The sequence below is a fragment of the Nocardia paucivorans NBRC 100373 genome (genome assembly GCF_000308675.1).
GTDB classification, from domain to species: Bacteria; Actinomycetota; Actinomycetes; order Mycobacteriales; family Mycobacteriaceae; genus Nocardia; species Nocardia paucivorans.
This window is the reverse complement of sequence record NZ_BAGE01000052.1, coordinates 171,165-193,192: the sequence shown is the minus strand read 5'-3', so window position 1 is coordinate 193,192 and position 22,028 is coordinate 171,165. Positions and strand designations below refer to the sequence as shown.

Annotated in this window: 4 protein-coding genes and 1 pseudogene (1 of these 5 only partly in view); 4 read left to right on the top strand and 1 reads right to left on the bottom strand. The window is 69.1% G+C overall.

The genetic code is table 11. The features are described from left to right. Positions 1–2: 2 nt before the first annotated feature. The 3 genes and pseudogenes from ON32_RS30185 to ON32_RS19060 all read left to right on the top strand — a co-directional run. Positions 3–259, top strand: a pseudogene (locus ON32_RS30185) (hypothetical protein); the annotation flags it as partial. Positions 260–390: 131 nt separating this feature from the next. Next, positions 391–1,380: a DUF427 domain-containing protein gene (locus ON32_RS27230; protein ID WP_051133444.1), complete on the top strand. Its 990-nt coding sequence runs from the start codon at positions 391–393 to the stop codon at positions 1,378–1,380. 20 nt (positions 1,381–1,400) lie between these two features. Beyond that, complete coding sequence (locus ON32_RS19060) at positions 1,401–2,249, top strand: acyl-CoA thioesterase (RefSeq protein WP_051133462.1); 849 nt, start codon at positions 1,401–1,403, stop codon at positions 2,247–2,249. Positions 2,250–2,277: 28 nt separating this feature from the next. Here ON32_RS19060 and ON32_RS19055 read toward each other — a convergent pair whose 3' ends face one another. After that, positions 2,278–3,084, bottom strand: a complete 807-nt coding sequence (locus ON32_RS19055; protein WP_040792298.1) for a FadR/GntR family transcriptional regulator — start codon at positions 3,082–3,084, stop codon at positions 2,278–2,280. Between the two features lie 295 nt (positions 3,085–3,379). Between ON32_RS19055 and ON32_RS28975 the strand changes: the two genes are divergently transcribed. Then, positions 3,380–22,028, top strand: partial view of a type I polyketide synthase gene (locus ON32_RS28975; RefSeq protein ID WP_040792297.1) — the 5' portion only. 1,628 nt of this gene lie beyond the right edge of the window; the window shows 18,649 of its 20,277 coding nt (coding positions 1–18,649); it begins with the start codon at positions 3,380–3,382; its stop codon lies off the right edge, out of view.

Genomic DNA, 22,028 nt, shown 5'->3' with positions numbered 1-22,028 from the left:
ACATGAGAAGAGAATTCTCATTCATGATCTGCATAACTTTCGTTCGATGCGGTGCGGGTGGCCGCGGTATCGGCACCGCCACAACCCGCCTGGTCGCAGGCGGGAGCGATCGTGATCGCGGTGGGCCGGTCGAGACGCCGATGACGGAATCGCCGCCGTGCTGCGCCGGACCGAAAGCGTCGAGGGCGAACTCTATGGTCCGGTGAACGTGGCGGGCGGCGCGGAGCCCCGAACCTGGCTGCCGGCGACCCGGATGGCCGAGGCGATCGCCGCCGCGCGGGAGGCGGCCGAACGGTTGACGGCCGGCGATCCCACCGGCGATGTCGCGGTCGGACCGGAGTTTCCGCCGCTCGGTTCCACAAGATCCAGACGCTGATCCGGAAGGGCACCATGCTCGTCACCGGCGGAACCGGCCGTCCGGAGGGGTCGACTATCGGTTTCCACGCCAAATCAACCATTTTCGCGAATGTCACCAACGATATGACGATCTCCCGTGAGGAGATCTTCGGCCCGGCGCTGTACATCCTCGGATACGAGGATATCGATCACGCCGTTCGGATCGCCAACGACACCGACTACGGTCTTGCCGGCAATGTCGCCGAGGCCGATCGGAAACAGGCGCGTGCCATGGCCCCTCGGATCCGGATGGGCCGGGTGTCCAGCAACGGCGCCTTCGCTTCCACTGTCCTTTCTGCGGTTACCGCAAGAGCGGCAACGGGCGGGAGCGGGGGCGGATACGGGTTCCACGACTATCTGGAGATCAAGGGCATTCCCGGGTACGCGCCGGAGAACGCCGTCTCGGGCGGGTGCTGCCGGCACGGTTCGTCCGATGATTCCCGATGCGGCGGCGACCGCGCCCTCGCTCTGACATATGCTCGCGAACGAGCCGAACCAACCTGCGCACCACCAGAACCCGGAGTCCGTATGAGCGAGGAACCCATCCGGTCGATGTACCATGAGCGGCCCGATTACCGGGTCAACCTGCTCGCCCGTACCAATGTCATGTCCGCCCGGTACGAAGATATCCGGCTCGCCCACAGTGATGCCTGTCCGATCGTGGACGAACAGGACCACGGATTGATCGTTTACTTCCCGTGGAAGGCGGTGGACTTCTCGCAACTGGAACCGACCGAGACCCGCACCGTCTGCCCATTCGAGGGACGGGCGGTGTACCGGCATCCGGCCGCCGGAGACGAGTGCGGTGTCGCCTGGAGTTATCCGGAACCGTTTCCGCAGGTGGCTCGGTCGGCGGGCTATATCGGTTTCGATCAGGACATCGGTTTCGATCAGGACATCGGTTTCGATCAGGACATCGGTTTCGATCAGGACGCGGTTCGGGTGACGATCGGCGCGGGCCGCTACACGGGAGGACGCGCGTGACCGAGTCGTCGCTGAAGCGAATGTTGGAGATCTTCGATGTCGTGCCGGATTCGGTGGACTCCCATCAGTTCTCCGGGACCAGCGACGGCGGGACCCGTCGGGTGGTCGACGGCAGCCAGATCCTGGCACAGTCGTTGGTGGCCGCGCACAAGTCCCTGTCCGGGCGCACCGTGCGTTCGGCGCACGCCCTCTTCGTCTCCGTGGCCGATCCGGCCCGCAGGCTCGAATTCACCGTGACCCCCATCCGAGTGGGGCGCGGGGTCGCCAGCGCTACGGTCACCGCCCGTCAGGGCAGCCGTATCTGCACGAACACCACTGTGCTGCTGGACGATCCGCAACCCGATGTGATCCGCCACGACCGGGCGTCCCGTCCGGCCATCGTGGGGCCCGAGTCGGCGCAGCCGGCTCGCAATCTTCCGCTGTCGGGACGGGAGGTGCGCATTGTCGGCGTCACCGATATCGACGATCCCGACGAGGTCGGTCCGCCGATCGTGGATGCCTGGTTGCGCTACGACACCGTCCCGGAACGGGACGAACTGCGCCGCGCCCTGCTGGCGCATTTCACCGGCCACCTCGGAATCTCCACGTCTTTGCGCCCGCACGCCGGTGTCGGGACCGCGCAGGCGCATCGCACGCTGTCCACCGCACCGATGGGAATCGGGGTGACCTTCCACGATCCCGTCGGCTGGGACGGGTGGTTGCGTTACCACCACGAGAGCACCTACGCGGGCGCGGGCACGGCCTATGTGCGCGGCCAGGTCTGCACCGAGGACGGTCGATTGCTGGCCTCGTTCACGCAGGACGCCATGATCCGGGCCTTCGCGTCCGAAGGACCGGCGACCGGAATATCGAGCGAAGCCCGGTTGTGAGCCCGGCCGGATCGCGCCCTCGGAGAGCTCAGGAGCGGGTGATCCGGCCGGATTCGATGGCCTGACGGGCAATGGTCGACGACGCGTTCACGATGCCGTCGTCGAAGCGGCTCAGCAGAAGCGACCGGGTGGCGGAGAGATGGGTGCACGCCATTCGCTCTGCTGCGTTGGCCCGGCCCGCCGCGATGTCCTTCACGATCCGCCGATGGGTGCGCACGGCCTCCCTGGCCTGATCCGGTGAAGGATATTCGCTGCGGCCGGTGAGTGCCTCGGCCCACGCCTCCTCCTGGGCGGACCAGAGCGCCACGAGGCTGCCGACCACATAGCGGACGGTCGCGTTCGGGGTGAAGGACACCACGAGATCGTGGAACTCCCGGGCGATTTGGGTGAAGGCCGCACCGTCTTCGACCAGTTCCGCCGATTTCTCGACATTGGCGGTGAGCGCCGGGACGACGACCTCGGCGCGGTCCTCCCGCCGCGCACATTCGGCGGCGCACATGGGTTCGAGCATCTGCAGCCCGGTCGCCAGATCTCGCAGCGTGACCCGGCCGCCCTGGAGGGCGAGCCCGAGGTGGTACGCCGCCGATGTCTCGTCGGGTCGGTGTACCTCGGCGCCGCCGACATTGCCGCGGCGCACGGTGACCAGTCCCTCGGTCTCCAGAATTCGAATGGCTTCCCGGATGGAGGGATAGCTGACGCCGAATTCCTGAACCAGCTGGTCCTGGGTGGGGAGGCGGTAGTCGTCGGGGCCGGTGAGAATGCGGGTGCGCAGCTCCGCGGCGACGGTTTGCGCGACGCGGTGTTGCGCGACGCGTCCCCGCTTGGGGGCTGTCACGCAGATTGCCTTCGATCGGCCTCGAAAACCATGTCGTCCAGCCTAGCAACGAAGGTGATCAACCTTCAATTATTATAATCTTTATAGTGTAAATGATTCTGGTCGGTCGGAAGTGTGGTCATTTGCTGCCAGTTTCCGTCGAATGGTGTTCGGTCGCGACTCGAGCGGGGAATGGCGCGGATTCGGCGCCGGATGCCGAAAGTTCATTTCCATGAATTGAGACAAAAAGCCTCCCGTGCCCACTGGTGCGCGGTATCTTGCGATCAGGTTCGATCGAGAAAATGAGTTACGTCACATGGCTGATGGGGACTATGAGCTACGTGTCGTCCTGACCAAGGCGTTGCGCCGGATCGAGGAACTCGAACAACGGCAGGGGAAGGATCATGAGCCCATTGCGGTAATCGGCATGGGCTGTCGCTTTCCGGGCGGTATCGATAGTCCGCCACAGTACTGGAAACTGTTGGCCGAGGGCCGTTCCGCGATCGTGGACGCCCCCGCGTCGCGTCGACACGCGGTCCGGCGCGCAGGTCTGCTCGAGCGACCCCTCGAGCTCATGGACGCCGACTTCTTCGGTATCGCCCCGCGGGAGGCGGTGGCGATGGACCCGCAACAGCGACTCGTGCTCGAGGTCGCCTGGGAAGCGATGGAGGATGCGGCTCTCGCTCCCGGACACAGCGAGAGAACGAGGGCAGGAGTGTATCTCGGTGTGGGATGGCCGGAGTATCAGCGGACGCTCACCCCGGAAGGAACCCGTTCGGTCGACACCCACACCCTCACCGGCACCATGTCGAGCATTGTCGCCGGACGGGTCTCGTACCTGCTCGGCCTGAGTGGACCGGCGATCGCCCTGGACACCGCCTGTTCCTCGGCGCTGGTGGCGGTGCACCAGGCGATTCGCGGATTACGTTCGGACGAATGCGATCTGGCACTGGCCGGTGGGGTGAACCTCATCCAATCGGAGGTGACCTCCGCGGCACTGGCCCGCATGGGGGCGTTGTCGCCCACCGGGCGGTGCCGACCGTTCGACGCCGCCGCCGACGGATATGTGCGCGGTGAGGGAGCGGGTGTCATCGTTCTCAAACGACTGTCCCGGGCCCGGGCCGACGGTGACGATATCCGGGCGGTGATCCGTGGCTCCGCCGTCAACCACGACGGTCGGTCGATGGGTCTCACCGCACCGAATCCCGTGGCACAGAACGAATTGCTCCGGGCCGCATTGGCCGACGCCGGACTCGACGCCACCGATATCGGCTATATCGAGACACACGGGACCGGCACCCCGCTGGGCGATCCCATCGAGATCGAGGCACTGGCCACGGTTTTCGGCGCCCGCGCGGACGGCTCGGCCTGCCTGCTCGGATCGGTGAAGGCGCAACTCGGTCATCTGGAGGCGGCCGCCGGGATGGCGGGCCTGATCAAAACCGTATTGCTGCTGCAACACGGTGTCATTCCGCGCCAGCCCGAATTCGACATCCTCAACCCCAGGATCGACCTCACCGGCACCGCGCTGCGCGTAGCGGACCGCGATATCGACTGGCCCGCCGGGCCGATACCGAGGCGGGCCGGGGTGAGCTCGTTCGGATTCGCCGGCACCAATGCGCATGTGGTGCTGGAAGAAGCGCCCCCATCGCCGGCGCCGGTACCCGAGCCGGGACGGTCGTATGTATTGGCATTGTCGGCGCGGACCGACGCGGCACTGGCAGCGCTCACCGACCGCTACACCGAATTCCTGGCCGGTACCGACCTCCCACTCGCCGATATCGCCGCCACCACCGCGACCGGTCGCGGACACGCTCCCGTTCGACGCGCGGTGGTCGCGCGAACCGTGCGGGAAGCGGCGGATCTGCTCACCATGGCGGACGCGGATTCGGCGAAGCGAGCGCGGATGGCCCCGCGGGTGGCCATGCTGTTCACCGGTCAAGGCGCCCAATACATGGGAATGGGCCGTGCCCTCTACCGGCGTTATCCGGTGTTCCGGGCCGAAGTGGACCGCTGTGATCGGATACTGGGCGAGCTCACCGGTGGTCTGCGGGTGCAGGCGCTGCTGTTCGACTCCGATGAGCGCATGATGGCTCGGACCGAATACGCCCAGCCCGCGCTGTTCACCGTCGAATGGGCCTGCTTCCGCCTCTGGGAGTCGTGGGGGATCCGGCCGGCCGCGGTACTCGGCCACAGCCTCGGCGAACTGGTGGCTGCGACGGCGGCCGGCGCGCTCGACCCGGAGGAGGGGCTGCGGTTGGCGGCCGAACGCGGCCGGCTCATGGGGACGACGGTGCCGGGTGTCATGGCGGCGGTGTTCGCCGGCCCGGACGAATTCGCCGAGGTACTGGCTGATCCGGGCGAGCCTGCGGTGGTGGCGGCGATCAACGGACCGCACCAGTTCGTGGTCTCCGGGACCGTGGCGGCCGTCCGGCGAGTTCGTGACCACGCGGCCGAACGCGGTATTCGCACGGTGCCGTTACCCGGTGATATCGCGTTCCACTCGCCGCTGCTGGATCCGATACTCGACGAGTTCACCGAGCGGGCGGCCCGGCTGATCACATCCGGGCGGGAGCCGATCGTGCCGTTGGTGTCGAACGTGACCGGCCGACCGCTCCACGGTCGGGCGCTCGACGCCGGGTATTGGCGAGAACACGCGCGTGCCACGGTGCGTTTCGGTGACGGGTTGCGGGCGCTGTCGGAACTCGATATCGATACCTGCCTCGAGATCGGACCACATCCGGTGCTGTTGGGGTTGGGCAAGTGGCTCGACGATCACGCCGAGATCCGATGGTTGTCGAGTATGCATCGGGCCGCGACCGACGACACACCGATACTCTCCGCGCTCGCCGAGTTGTATCGCGCGGGCGCCGAGATCACGTGGACCGAGGTGATGCCTGCTTCGGCGCGGCGGCGCACCGGGCTGCCCACCTACCCCTTCCAACGGCACCGGTACGCGCCGACCATCGAACCCGAGAATGGGATCGATTCGGCCCGAACGTATTTGAGCGGGCATCGTTTCCGCGGTCGCGTGGTGGCTCCGGCGGCGTATCTGGTCTGGTCGGCGCTGCGGGCCGCGGGCGGTGTGACCGGCCGGGAGCTGACCGATGGCGTGATCGTACGACCGGTGACACCCGGGGAAGCGGCCCATCCCACGGTGGTGCCGGACGGGGACGGACGTGTCGATATCGAGTTCGGATCCGGCAGTGCCCATATGTCGGCCGTCCCGGCGCGGACCGCCGAGCTGGGGGGATCTGCCGAGTCGGAGAGATCTACCGGGTCGAAACGACTCCCCGAGTCGGGGCGGGCGGAGGCGGACGCCTTCTATCGACGTTGTGCGGCCGGTGGTCTGGAACTCGGTTCCGCTTTCCGTTGGATCACCCACCTGTCCAGGTACGAGGGACGTGTGACGGCGAACCTGGCGCGGCCCGCCACGCTCGCCGACAACCCGGAAGCGGCGATGGTCTGCCTCCTGGACGCGGCGGTGCAGACCGGTCTGGTATCGAACCTGGGTCCGGTGGGTATGCGGCTACCGACGGGCCTGGGTCGGGTTCGGGTGTATCGGGAGGACGCGCCGGCCGTCGCTCGGGCCGAGGCGGTTCGTACCGGTGCGACGGCCCGGATTCTCCTGCTCGATGAGAACGGATCGGTGATAGCCGAATTGGACGAAGTCCGGTACGCCGATCCCGGAGAACCGGCGGTCGCCGTCTCGGGGGCGGTGGATCCCGAACCGGCCACCGCCGAAGTGGTCGCAGAACCGCCCGCGATGATGGCGCCCCTGGACGACACCGCCGAGGTCGATGCCACCACCCCGCGAAGCGCCGCCCCCGCGGCGAGCGGCCTCGAGCGGCGGGCATTGCTCGACCTGGTGGGGGCGCATGCCGCCGCCGCGTTGGGTCGTACCGACGCGATACCCGAGGATGCCCCGCTGCGAGATTTCGGGCTGGACTCCATGATGGCGGTCGACCTGCGCAATTCCCTTGCGGCTGAGGTGGGTATCCGACTTCCTGCGACACTGTTGTTCAACTTCCCGACCGTATCCGCCCTCGCCGAGGAAATCGCCAGGCTGTGCGAGCAGGAGGGGACCGGGTCGGCGACCGCGGCCATTACGGCCGGCGCTGCCGGATATCGGACGAATATCGACCCGATCACCGGATCCGGGACCGCCGCAAGCCTCGCGGCCGTGCCCGTCGAACCGCCCTCTTCGGACGAACCGCCGGCCGAGGAGAGCGGGCGTGCGCACCGGGACCGCTCCGATACTTCCACGGCCGCGGAGGACCTCGCCGAGGCCATTGCCGTTATCGGCATGGGCTGCCGCTATCCGGGTGGTGTGCGGGGACCCGACGATCTGTGGCGGCTGTTGCTGGACGGAACCGACGCGATCACCGAGGTGCCCGCCGACCGCTGGGATGTCGATGCCTATTTCGATCCGGATCCCGATACCGAGGGCAAGACCTACAGCCGTTGGGGCGGATTCGTCGACGGGGTGGCGGAATTCGACGCCGGTTTCTTCGATATCTCCCCGGGCGAGGCCCGGATGCTCGACCCGCAGCAGCGGTTGCTGCTCGAGGTCACCTGGGAGGCCTTGGAACACGCGGGCTATCCGGCGGACCGGATAGCCGGTAGTCGAACCGGGGTCTTCACCGGTCTCATGTCCAACGATTACGCCGAGCGGATGGCCCGGGCGAATATGGCGCCGGACGCCTGGTTCGGCACCGGAAACCTGGCCGCTGTGGCCTCGGGACGGTTGTCGTATTTCCTCGGTGCCACCGGCCCGAGCCTGACGGTCGATACCGCGTGCTCCTCCTCACTGGTCACCGTCCATCTCGCGGTGCAGAGCCTGCGCCGGGGGGAATGCGACCTGGCGTTGGCGGGTGGGGCGACGGTGCTGCTGACACCGTCGTTGAACATCTACTTCGCCCGCGCCCGCGGGCTGGCGGCCGATGGACGGTGCAAGAGTTTCGACGCCGCCGCAGACGGGGTGGTGTGGAGCGACGGCGCCGCGACCCTGGTGTTGAAACGGCTGTCCGACGCACAACGCGACGGGGACCGGGTGTTGGCGGTGGTGCGTGGTTCGGCGGTGAACTCCGATGGCCGCAGCCAAGGGCTCAGCGCGCCGAACGGCCTCGCCCAACAGCGGGTGATTCGGGCCGCGCTCGCCGACGCCGGAGTGGCGGCGACCGATATCGACTATGTGGAGGCGCACGGCACCGGCACCGCGCTGGGCGATCCCATCGAAGTCGACGCGCTGGCGGAGGTGCTGGCCGCCGGCCGGCCCGCCGACCGTCCGCTGTGGATCGGGGCGGTGAAATCGAATATCGGACACACCCAGGCCGCCGCCGGTCTCGCCAATCTCATCAAGGTCGTCGAAGCGATGCGGCACGAACGGATTCCGGCGACACTGCATTTCCGATCGGGCAACCCACATGTGGACTGGGACACGGCCGGGGTGCGGGTGGTGGCCGAGCATCGGGCCTGGCCGCGGTCGTCCCGGGTGCGTCGCGCGGGGGTGAGCGCATTCGGGATCAGCGGCACCAATGCGCATATCGTGGTGGAGGAGCCGCCGGTGCGGCCACATCCGGTTCCGCCGGCGCCGATGGGCACACCGCTGCTGGCATTGTCCGCGAAGGACACCGCCGCGCTGCGGGCGCTCGCCGCGCGATACCGCGACCACGTGGCGGCCGCACCGGAACGGAATCCGCACGATATCTGTGCCGCGGCGAATATGGGCCGCACCCATTTCCGGCACCGGGTGGCGATCGTCTTCGAGACGATCGCGCAGTTGCGGACCGCATTGGAGCAGGTCGCCTCCGGCGCGGTCACTCCCGGATCGGTCGTCGGACCGTTCTCGGATTCCGACCCGGAAACGGTTGCGCTCGCGCAGCGGTACGTCTCGGGAGCCGAGATCGATTGGCGGGCGGTTCATCCCGGTGCCGACCGGTATGTGGTGGACCTGCCGCGTTATCCGTTCCAGCGGGTCCGATACTGGTTGGACACGGAAACACCCGAACATCCGCGGATTACGGCCACGGATACCGAGACGGTCGACATCGACCCCGCCCTGTTCGACGGTCATCGACTCCATGGAGTGCCGACCGCACCGGCCGCGTGGATCTACACCGTGCTGATGCGCGCGACGGCCTCGAAGGTGACCACGCATCTCATCGATTTCACCCTCACCCGTCCGTTGACGGTGCGCGGCCCGGGCCGGGCACGGCTACGGACGGTCCCCGACGAGGACGACCGTACGGTGCGGGTCGAACTCCTCGAATCCCGGGCCGGCGCCGACGCGCTCGTCGCCCACGCACGATTGCGCACCGATGGCCACCCATCCCGCGGTGATCTTCCGAACATCCCCGACGGCTCTCGCGACAACCTGTGGCAGGCGTACTACGAGCGACTCGCCGCGCTGGGGCTCGAGCTCGGACCGGACTACCGTTGCGCGGTCGATCTTCTCCGCCTCGGCGCCGGGGAAACACTGACCACATTGCGCATTCCGCCCACCACCCGGATCGATCCCGCCGTTGCGGTACTGGACGCATGCCTGCACACCCTGGTTCTCACCGCGGATCCCGCCGTCTCGGACCTGTATCTGCCGGCTTCGGTGGACACCGTCCGGGGCACGGCGCCGACCGGGCGGGCCGGTGAATCGCTGTACTGCCGGACACGGCTCACCGAATACGGCGGACGAACCATAACCGGCGATATCACGCTGTGCGATCCCTCCGGCACGGTGTTGTGGGCGGCCGAAAGCGTATGTCTCGTCACCGCCACAGCCGATCCCGCGAAGGTGCGGTATCCGGAGGGGGACGGCGTCGAGCCGAGTGCGGTGATCCCCGACCGGGGGATCGACCGGTTGCCGCACCATATCGCCTGGCGGTCGGCACCGGAACACGATATCGCCGAACCCACCGGCCATTGGCTGGTCTTCGCCGATGGACCACTCGGCACCGCCATCGCGGAGCGGATCACCGCGCACGGCGCGAAACCGACCGTCGTGCGCCCGAACGATCTGCCGATGGCCTCCGACCCGGATGCGGTCGAGGTGACGTCCGTGCTCACGCGGACGGACCCACCGCGCGGTGTGGTCTTCGCCTGGACGGCGGGCCCGGTGGCATCGCGGATCGCGACGGTATTGAAACTGATCTCCGCACTGGTGGAAGCCGATGAAGCGATCTCGGTGTTGTGGCTGGTGACGGCCGGTGCCCAGTATGTGGTGGAGACCGACCGGCCGGATCCCGACCAGGCCCTGCTGTGGGGGGTGGGCCGAACGGTCGCCGGTGAACATCCCGCACTCGGCACTCGACTGCTGGATGTGGAACCGGGGCGTGTCCCGGATCCGACCGTCCTGTCGCGGGCCCTGTTCGGCCGGTCCGGCGCGCAGTTGGCCCTCCGTGCCGGCGAACTCGTGGCGGCATGGCTGGTGTCCGGTGCGCCGATGGCCGATTCCGGCCACGCCTCGGTGGTGCGGCCGCATCCGTCCGGGGAATTGGATCGGGTGCGTATCGAGACGGTGCCGCGGCGCGCTCCCGGCCCGGACGAGGTCGAGATCGCCGTCGCGGCAGCGGGTGTCAACCCGGCGGATGTGCGGGCCGCCAGGGGGATGTCGTTCGATACGCCCGAGCGGCTCGGCGCGGAATGCGCCGGTCGTATCAGTGCGATCGGCGCTCGAGTGCGCGGTCTGCGAGTGGGGGATCCGGTTCTCGCGGCGGCGGGGGGTGGTCTCGCCACGCATGTGATCGTCGACCACCGAATGGTGGCGTCATTGCCCGCGGCGCTGTCGGTCGAAGCGGCCGCGACGGTTCCGCTCACCTTCACCGCCGCCTGGTACGGATTGTTCGAACTCGGCGGGCTCCGTTCGGGGGACCGGGTTTTCGTCCACGCCCCCGCCGATGCGCTGGGTATCGCGGTCGTTCAACTGGCCCGCCACGCCGGTGCGGAGGTGACCGGCACCGTCGCGCTACGCGATTGGGCGGCGCGGGCCGGATACGAGATCGCCGAAGTCGGGGACTGGCGGGCCCGGGATTTCTCCGAGCGGGCCCGCGCGCAGGCCGGCGGTGTCGGTTTCGATGTGGTGTTCAGTGCGATAACACCCGAATTCACCCCGGTGGCCGACGATATCCGTGCCCCCGGCGGCCGCGTGGTGCGATGGGATCCGGACGGTTCGCCTCGACCGCACCCACCGCACGACCTCGAACATTTTGTCATCGATCCGGCCGCCGCCGCACCCGAATCGTTGGGGAAGGCGCTGCGCGCCGTGGTCGCCCTCATCGACCGGGGTCTCCTGACCGTGCCCCCGCACGCGGTGTACAGGATGGCCGAGAGCGCGGCCGCATTGCGCGCGGTGTGGCGTCGCGACCATCCGGGCCGGGTGGTGGTGCGCACCACAGAGGCCGAAACCACAGACGATGCCCGGATCGTCGCGGACGGAAGTTATCTGGTCACCGGCGGGTTCGGCGGTCTGGGTGCGGTCGCGGCGCGTCGACTGGTCGCCGCCGGCGCTCGCCATCTGGTGTTGGTCGGTCGCCGAGGGCCCGACGAGCAGGGGGCCCGGCTGGTCGAGTCGCTGCGCGCGGCGGGGGCGCGGGTGGTCGTTCGGCAGGTCGATGTGAGCGATCGCGCGGCGTTGGCGCGGTTGCTCCACGAGTTCGGCGCGCTCGGGCTACCACCGTTACGCGGGGTGGTGCACTGCGCCGGTGTGCTCGACGACGGGATGATCACCCAACAGAGCTGGGCTCGGTTCCGCACTGTTCTCGGCCCCAAATACACCGCCGCCCGCCACCTCGACGAACTCACCCGTGGCATGTCGCTGGACCTGTTCGTGCTGTACTCCTCGGTCGCCGGGATCCTCGGCACACCGGGTCAGGCGAACTACGCCGCCGCCAATGCCGCATTGGACGCGCTGGCGCGACGTCGGCACGCCGAGGGACTACCGGCGTCGAGTATCGCGTGGGGGCCGTTCGCGGATATCGGGATGACGGCGGGGCGCCCGGACATCACCGCTCGCCTGGAGCGTCGCGGGCTGCCCCCGCTTCGGGAAGCTGACGCGGTCGCGGTTCTGGACCGACTGTTCGCATCCCCCGCACCGGCGGGTGGGTGGTTCGCCGATCCGGCCGTGGGGGTTTTCGATTTCGTGCCGAACCTCTGGTATCGCGACCGTTCCGGCGGGCTGTTCGTCGAGTCCACGGAGCAGAATCCGGTTGTAGCGGGCGATGCCACCACCGCATCGCGAATACCGGTGGGGCCCGGGACGGCAGCGGTCGTATCGCCGGCCGAACCCGAACGCGCCGTACCGGAGGACGGGCTTCGGAACGGAAGTGGGGAACGCGAGTGGGTCGAGTTCGTGCGGCGGGTGATACTGCGAGTCCTGAACCGCGACACCGAACTCGATCCCGATCGGCCGCTGCACGACAGCGGGGTGGATTCGCTCACCGGCATGGAGCTGCGTACCGCGCTCATGGCCGAGGCCGGTGTCGCCCTTCCCGCGAGTCTGGTCTTCGACCATCCGACCGTGCGCGATATCGCCGGACTGATCCGGCGCAAACTGGCGGGCCGGCCGCCGTCGGCCGAGACCGGACCCTCGCCCGATATCGCACCTTCCGCCGGCGAGTCGGTCGCATCGCCCTCGTCGGGCGTGCGGCCGGTCCCTGCATCACCTGGGACGACCGTGCCGTCACCCGTGGCCGCCGACCCGAGCGGAGTGTACGGCGAGGACGATGTGGTCGCCGATCCGAGCGGGGCACACAGTGAGAGCGATGTGGTCACCGACCTGAGCAGGGCGTGTGGCGAGGCCGATATGGGTGTCGATTCGAACCGGGCGTATGGCGACAGCGATGTGGTCGTCGATATGAACCGGGCACACGGTGCGGCCGGCGCGGACACCGACCCGATCGTGATCGTCGGTATGGCCTGTCGTTTCCCCGGTGGGGTCCGCACCCCGGAACAGTTCTGGGACCTGCTGCGCGAAGGCCGGGACGCGATCACCGAGGTACCGGCCGACCGCTGGGATATCGATACCTTTTACGACCCCGACCCCGCGGCCCTGGGCACCATGTACACCCGCTGGGGCGGTTTCGTCGACGGTGTCATGGATTTCGATGCCGAGTTCTTCGGTATCGGTGCCGCCGAGGCCCGGGCCATGGACCCGCAGCAGCGGTTGCTGCTCGAGGTGGCGTGGGAGGCGTTGGAGCGGTCCGGACGGGCGCCGCGCACTCTGGCCGGCAGCCGTACCGGTGTATTCGTCGGGCAGTGTTTCCGCGAATATCCCGGCACTCGTATCTCCGCCCTGGACCCGGTCGAGGTGGGCGCCTATTCGGTGACGGGCGCGGCGCCCAGTGTCACCGCCGGGCGTCTCGCGTACCTCCTCGGCGCGCACGGCCCGGCGTTGACGGTGGACACCGCCTGCTCGTCGTCGCTGGTGGCGCTGCAATCGGCCTGGGACGCACTGCGCGCCGGGCGATGCGACCAGGCGCTCGTCGGTGGGGTGAACCTGCAGTTGGCCCCGGAAACCACTCTCGGGTTCTGCCGGATCGGGGCACTCTCACCCGACGGTCGTTGTCGCGCATTCGCCGCCGACGCCAACGGATACGTGCGGGCGGACGGATGCGGTGTGCTCGTCGTGACGACACTGTCGCGGGCGCGCCGCGCCGGTGACACCGTGCTGGCGGTGGTGCGCGGTATCGCCGTCAACCACGACGGCCGATCCAACGGCCTGACCGCGCCCAATGGTCCGGCGCAGCGCCGGGTCGTCGCCGAGGCATTGGCGCAGGCCGGTTTTCCCGCCGACTCGGTCGGGTATGTGGAGGCCCACGGCACGGGCACACCACTGGGCGACCCGATCGAGGTGGCGGCCCTCGCCGACGTGTACGGAGCGAACCGCACCCATCCTCTGCTGATCGGTTCGGTGAAGACCAATATCGGGCACACCGAGGCCGCCGCGGGAATGGCCGGGGTCATCAAGGCCGTTCTGTCGCTCGGGCACGGTCGGATCCCGGCGAGTCTGCACTTCGACACCCCCAACCCACATATCGAATGGGGTCGGCTGCCGGTGGAAGTGGTGACCGACCTACGGGATTGGCCGACGACGCCCGGACCTCGCCGAGCCGGTGTCAGCTCGTTCGGGATGAGCGGCACCAATGCGCATGTCCTGCTGGAACAGCCGCCCACGGTGACCGCTTCGCCGCGATCCGCCGCTCCGGGTGTGCTGCTGTTGTCCGCCCGCACCGAGACCGTGCTGACCGAGACGGTCGAACGGTGGGTCGCGACCCTGAGCGCCCGCCCCGACGAATTCGCCGACCTCCTGCACACCGCCGCCGTGGGGCGCGACCACGGTGAGTGGCGTCGGGCGGTGGTGGCGAATTCGGCCGCCGAAGCGGTCGAACGGTTGCGTGCCGGGCGGGAGCCGGCGATCGCCGGGCGGGTCGAGCGGGCCGACGCGGCGCCGAAGGTGGGGCTGTTGTTCACCGGACAGGGGGCGCAATACCCGCGGATGGCGCGGGAGCTGTTCGACACCGAACCGGTGTTCCGGGACACGCTCGAGCACTGCGCCGCGACCCTCGGCCCCATAGCCGACGGGATCGGGCTGCTCGACGCCCTGTACTCGGATCGGTCCGATGAACTGTTGCGTCGCACCGCCTTCACCCAGCCTGCCCTGTTCGCGGTCGAATGGTCGCTGTGGCGACTGTGGCGGTCGTGGGGGCTGCGCCCGGCGGCGGTCATGGGGCACAGCGTCGGCGAATACGTGGCGGCCTGTGTGGCGGGCGTGCTCGATCCCACGGATGCGCTGGAGCTGGTCGCCACCCGCGGCCGGCTGATGCAGGGGCTGCCCGCGGGTGGGGCCATGCTCGCCGTGCGGGCCGCACCGGAGCAGGTATGCGAGCTGGTCGACAGATACGAGCCGGAGTTATCGATCGCCGGTTTCAACAGTCCCGATCAGGTGGTGGTCGCCGGACATATCGCGGTTGTCGACCGGTTCCGGGCCGAACTCGCGAATGCCGGTATCCGGTCGAGCGCCCTGGATGTGTCGCATGCCTTCCATTCCGCGCTGATGGATCCGATCCTGGACGACCTCACCGCCGCTGCCGCCGGGCTCGAACCGGGTGAGCCGGCGATCCCCTGGATCTCCGATGTCACCGGTGTGCCCGTGCGGGCCGGGGAACTCGACGCCGAATACTGGGCTCGGCACGCCCGCCGCCCGGTGCGGTTCGCGCAGGGGGTACGGTCCATGGCCGAACTCGGCACCGGGATCTTCCTCGAGATAGGCCCGAACCCGATCCTGACGGCGCTCGCTCGCCGGACGGTCGGCGACTCAGCGATATTCCTGGCTTCGCTGCGCCGCGGTGGTGGTGACCGCACCACCCTGCTCGACGCGGTGGCCCGACTGTTCGTGGCGGGAGTCGAACTCGAGTGGGAACGTATCTGTCCCGGTCGCCGGGTGGTCGCGCCGACCTCGGTGTTCCGCCGACGCACCTACCGCCCGGAGTCGGCATCCTCGACACGGCCGGCAGGCCGCGCCACCGACCCGGTCCGGGCCGATACGGCCGCCGACGCGCGGCCCGTCTCCGCCGAGATCCCTGTTCTGGTCGAGATGCCCGGCGAAAGCACGCATTTCACCCTGACACTGGATATCGAGCGGGACGGGTATCTCACCGATCACCTCGTCGGCGGCAGACCGGTCGTCCCGGGGGCCTGGTTCGTGTCGACCATCGCATCGGCCGCTCGCCGGCTCACCGAAAACTCCCCGGTGATACTCGACGATCTGGTGATCGGCTCCGGTCTCGAACTCCGCGGCACCCATCCGGTGCATCTACGGTTCGACCCGTGCGACACCGGATACACGGTCGTGCTCACCGGAAGGACCTCGGGGAAATGGACCTCCCACGTCCGCGGTCGTGTTCTCGTCGGGTCGCCCGCCACCGTGCCGAGCGAACGGGTGGGTGAGCCGCTCGGCCGTTGCCTCGAGCGGTTGGCGCTCGCCGAACTCGACCGTCGGCTCACCACGTCGGGTCTGCGCTACGGTCCCGCGTTCCGCCGTATCCACGAGATCCGGGTGGGTGGGCACGAGACCGTCGTGACACTGACGGACCCACCGACCGGCCGGGGTGACGACTCGGTGCATCCGACCCTGCTGGATGCCGCGTTCCAAGCGGTCTACGCCGTGTTGCCCGCGGAGGACACGCCGGGGACGTGGCTGCCGGTGGCGATGGACCGGGTGGTCCTCGCCGCCACTCGGGAGCGGATCGCGTTCGGTTGGGCGCGGCTGTCGACGTGCTCGCAGCGGGTGTGTCTGGCGGAGGTGAGGTTGTTCGACGCGGCCGGCGATCCGGTGGTGTGGGTGCAGGGCCTGCGGATCGTGCGGACGACCGAGGCGCCGGCGGTGGCGATCGATACACCGAGGAGGTCGGAAGGCGACGCGCGTATCGGTCACTATCGGACGGTCTGGCGCGCGGTCGACGCGGCGATACCCGACCGGGCCGACGGCCACTGGCTCGTGATATCCGGGCCCGACTCCTTCGGTTCGGCGATCGCCGCCGAACTGCGTGCCCGCGGGGCGCAGGTCTCCGTGGCGCAGGTGGGCGACGGTTTCGCGGTCGAACCCGGGGAACGGTTTCGGGTGGACCTCGGCTCGCCCGCGGCGGTGCGTGCCCTGCTCACCGCCGTCACGAACTCACCCACCCCGCTACGCGGTATCGTCGCCGTGCCGACCGCGACCGAGCCGACACCCGATCTGCCGGCCTCCGCGGAATCGGCGGTGCTCGCCGCACTGCATCTGGTGCAGGCCGCCGTGGACGGACCACCGGTCTGGCTGCTCACCCGCGACGCCCACCGGATCGACCCCACCGACCCCGTATCCCCGGTGGGAACCGCCCTGTGGGGGTTTGCCCGCAATGCGCAATCGGAATACCGCGACAGCTGTCGGATCATCGACTTGTCCCGCGCCACGACGGCCATGCGGATCGTCGACGAGCTGACCGCCCGACGGACCCACCCGCAGCTGGCATTGCGCGACGGTCGCCGACTGGTACCGCGGCTGGCCCCGATAACCGAACCGGATCCGGTCGGTCCCGCCTCGGCGATACCGCCGGAGGAGCTCGAGGGCACCGTTGTGCTCACCGGAGGTCTCGGTGGTCTCGGACTACGAGTGGCCCGCCGGCTCGTCGACCGTGGCGCGCGCGATCTGGTGCTGGTTTCCCGCACGGCGCCCGAGGGCCGTGCGGCGGCGGTGCTCGATGAGCTGCGGGTTCGGGCCCGGATCGAGGTGCGCACCGCCGATGTCGCCGACCGCGCCGCATTGGCGGCGGTACTGGAGTGGATCGCGCGCCGAATGCCGCCTCTCCGGGGAGTCGTGCATCTGGCGGGGGTGCGCGACGATGGTGTGCTCACCGACCAGAACGCCGAACGTCTGCGCCGGGTCCTGGCTCCCAAACTACGCGGCGCGTGGTATCTGCACGAACTCACCGCGCGGCTGCCCCTGCGTTTCTTCATCCTGTTCTCCTCGGCGTCCGGGGTGGTGGGTCTGCCCGGTCAGACGGGGTACGGGGCGGCCAATGCGTTCCTGGACGGTGTGGCCGAGACCCGTGTCGCCGCGGGTCTGCCCGGCACCTCCATCGCATGGGGTCCGTGGGCGGGTGCCGGCATGGTCGAACGATTGACCGAAACCGATATCCGCCGACTGACCGCCCGCGGTTACGGGCTGCTTCCGGCCGATGCGGCAACCGACACTCTCGATCGCGCCCTGACCGGCGCGGTGGCGGGAGCGTTCACCGCGCTCGTACTCGACACCGCTGCCGTCGGCGCATCCGGATCCGTTCCGGATGTGCTGCGCGATCTCGTATCCGCCGACCCCGTCACCGCGCCCGTCGCGGATTCCGGGGACGACTACGCGGCCAGGATGGAAGCCCTGGTCCGGCGCTGTCTGGGGTTGGCACCGGACGCCGGCCTGGACCGTCCTCTCCACGAACTCGGCCTGGATTCGGTGGCGGCCGTGGAGATCCGCGACGAACTGTCCCGTTCCAGCGGTCACCGACTGCCGTCCACCCTGGCCTTCGAATATCCGACACCGCGGGCGGTGCTCGACTACCTGCTGCGGCTCGGCCCACCCGCGGATCCCCCCGGCGCCGCACCGGCCGCCCCGGTGACGAGCACCGACGAATCGGCGCCGGCCTCCTGGTCCGCCACCCACAACGGGCGACGAATCGACATCGAATCCGGACATCCGCTCCGACTCGAATCCATCGGCGATCGCCCCACCCCAGAGGTGACCATGCCCAATCGCGACAACGGCGCCGCATCACTCGTTTCGGACGACCGTGCCCGCACAGCCGTTCCCGCGCCGACGAGCGCTTCTCGGCGCCCCGACCCGGTATCGGAGCGCGGGGACGGCGATATCGCGATCATCGGGATGAGCGGCCGCTATCCGGGCGCGCCCGATCTGGACGCCTACTGGCGCGTCCTGATCGAAGGACGCGACTGCATCACCGAGATACCGGCCGAGCGCTGGGATCACGCCCGCTATTTCCACCCCGACCGCCACCATCCACACACCGCCTACACCAAATGGGGTGGTTTCCTCGACGACGTCGATTGTTTCGATCCGCTCTTCTTCGCCATCTCACCCCGCGAGGCGGAAGTGATGGATCCGCAGGAGCGGCTGTTCCTGCAAACCGCCTGGGCGGCGCTGGAGAACGCGGGATACAGCCGCACCGAGCCGGCCCGTATCGGTCTGCGTCCCGAGGACGCCGGGGTTTTCGTCGGCGTCATGTGGGGCACCTACCAGCTGTTCGGGGCCGAGGAATCACGATTGGGGCGAGGCACCCTGCCCGCCTCGACGTTCTGGAGCATCCCCAACCGGGTCTCACACGCACTCGATTTCCAGGGGCCGAGTATGGCGGTGGATACCGCCTGCTCGTCCTCGCTGTCGGCCGTTCACCTGGCCTGCCAGAGCCTGCGCACCGGGGAATGCCGGCTGGCGATCGTGGGCGGGGTGAATCTGTCCCTGCACCCGTACAAGTTCGTGGCCCTGAGCCAGGGGCAGTTCGCCTCCAGCGACGGGCGGTGCCGTTCCTTCGGCGCGGGCGGCGACGGGTATGTGCCCGGGGAAGGGGTCGGTGCGCTCGTCCTGCGGCCACTGGCCGAGGCGGAGGCCGCCGGCGACACCATCCACGCGGTGATCAAGGGCACCGCCGTCAACCACGGCGGCCGGGTCAACGGGTTCACGGTGCCGAACCCGAGTGTGCAGGCCGCGGTGATCCGCCGCGCATTGCGCAGCGGGGGAGTGGATCCGGCGACGGTGTCCTATATCGAGGCGCACGGCACCGGTACGGCGTTGGGCGACCCGATCGAGATCGCCGGGCTGGCACAGGTGTTCGGCAATGTGGCCGGGGAGGTTCCGGTGGGGTCGGTGAAATCGAATATCGGCCACCTGGAGGCGGCTGCGGGCGTGGCGGCGATCACCAAAGTGCTGCTGCAACTGCGCCACGGCTGTATCGCCCCCTCACTGCACGGTGTGCCTGCCAACCCGAATATCGACTTCGCGCGGACACCATTCCGGGTTCCGGACCGTCCACTGCCTTGGTCGTCCGGGGACCGACCCCGCCGAGCGACGGTCAGCTCCTTCGGCGCGGGCGGCTCCAACGCCAACCTGGTCCTCGAGGAGTACCTGGACCGGCGGCCGGCCACCCACCGACCCGGACCGCAGGTGATACCGATCTCGGCGCAGAACCCGCAGCGCCTGGCCGACTATGTGGCGGCCCTGGACCGCCACCTCGCCGAGCACGATCCGAATCCGGCCGATCTGGCCTACACCATGCAGGTGGGCCGGCTTCCGGCCGCCACCCGGGTCGCATTCGTCGCCGAGAACATCGATGAACTGCGCGCGGGCCTGCGCGCGTGGCTCGACGGGGCGCCCGAGGCCCGGGAGTCGACCCGCGCCGCCGCGGATCCACGGGTGGCCGAATGGCTGGCGGGCGGCACCGTGGACTGGGCCGAGATCCGGGGTGTGGATGCCTGCCGACGAATCCCGTTGCCCACCTATCCCTTCGCCCGGGAGCGGTACTGGATTCCCGAAGTGGAATCCGGTCCCCGACCCACGGCCGCCGCATCGGACCACCCGGACGCGCGGACCGCGACGATATCGGTGGGGCACGGCGCGGCCACCGCCGCCGCCGAATCGTCGCGTCGGGTGCTGGCCCCGGTATGGCGGGCGACGCAGGCGACGACCGGGCAACTGTCTTCGCGCACCCTGGTCCTCCACGCCGAACACACCCCTGAGCCGATCCTCGACGCTGTCGCCGCGGCGATCGGCGGGCGTGCCCGAATGGTCCGGGTCCCCGAAACACGCACCACCATCTCCCGACCGTCGGCGGGCGAACCGGACCGTGACGATTTCACCGTCGGCGCCGACCTGGGCCGCCTCCTCATCACGCGTCACCCCGACACCGACTGTGTGGTCGACATCTGCGACCTCGTCCCGACCTCGGGGAATCGGGTCGCCACCGACCTCGGTCGCATCGGCCTCTATCAGGGCCTGCTCGACGCACGCTCCACCGCCCTGGTGCTGTTGCACCTGTCGGCGGGACGGCCCGGTGTCGACGGCCCCGAAACCGCGCCGCTCGGCGGACTCGCCGCGGCACTGGCCGAGGAGATCCGCGAGGTGACCACCCGGACGGTCGAACTTCACGAGGAACGCGCCGTCGCCCTGGCCGATCCGACCCGCCTGGTGCGGATTCTCGGCGCCGAATACGCCGATGCCGCATCCGGCGCCGTCCGCGTACGGTATCGCGGGTCGACGCGGGAAACACTCGAACTGGCCGCGATACCACCATCGAATGGCCTGGTCGTCGACCCGTCCCGAACCTATGTGGTGACCGGCGGCACCCGCGGGCTCGGCGCCGAATTCGCCGCCGCGCTCGTCACCCGCGGAGCGCGCCGGCTGGCGATCCTGGCCCGTGAACCGCTGCCACCGGAAAGCGAGTGGGTCGAACTCGCCGCCACCGACGGACCGTACGCGGTCAAGGTGCGCCGCCTGCTGGCGTTGCGGGAGCGGGGAGTTCGGATACTGACCCACTTCGGACCGCTCACCGATACCGGTGCTCTGACCACGTTCTTCCACCGGGTCCGCGCCGAACTGGGTCCCATTGGTGGGGTACTGCACTGTGCGGGTGCGGTATCCGCCGAGAGCCCGGCCTTCCTGCGCAAGACCGGTGCGGGGGTGGCCGCCGTGCTGGAACCGAAGATCCCCGGCACCGAGGTGCTGGCGGATGTGCTGGCCGACGACCGTCCGGATTTCTTCGTCCTGTTCTCCTCGGTCTCGGCCGTATTACCCGGTCTCGCGGTGGGGCTGTCCGACTATGCCATGGCGAACGCGCACCTGGACCGGTTCGCCGAGGCCCAGCACGCTCGCGGCCGCACCTGGTTCCGGTCGGTGAACTGGCCCTCGTTCCGCGATACCGGTTTCGGCGCGGCCGAGACCGCCGCCTATCGGGCCACCGGTCTGCCCACCCTTACCGCCGCCGAAGGTTTCGACCTGCTCGACGCCGTGCTCGGTCTGCCGGACGCCCCGGTGGCGCTGCCGTATCTCGGTGCGCCGCTGCGGCTGTCGCCGCACGCCACGACGACTCCACCACCCCCACGGGTGGAGCCCGCGGCGGAGACCGCGCCCACCGGCCGTGTCCCGGTACGGGATCGCGCGTATACCGATCTGCTGGCCATCTTCTCCGACGAACTGAAACTCCCACCCGAACGTTTCGACGGTGACCGACGGTTCGAGGAGTACGGCGCCGATTCGGTACTCGTCGCCTCGGCGGTGCGGCGTATCGAACATCTCGTCGGTGAGCCCTTCGATCCGGCGCTGGTGCTGGAATACCCCACTCTCGACGAGTTGGCCGCCCTACTGCGCGACCGCTATCCCGACCGGTTCGGTGGCGACGACACCACCGTCGCCCCCTCGGCCCACCCCGTGCCGGCGG

What these genes read in the sequence shown, in the direction of transcription:
- ON32_RS27230 (WP_051133444.1), top strand. Translation starts at nt 391, where the DNA reads ATGCTCGTCACCGGCGGAACCGGCCGTCCGGAGGGGTCGACTATCGGT.
- ON32_RS19060 (WP_051133462.1), top strand. Translation starts at nt 1,401, where the DNA reads ATGTTGGAGATCTTCGATGTCGTGCCGGATTCGGTGGACTCCCATCAG.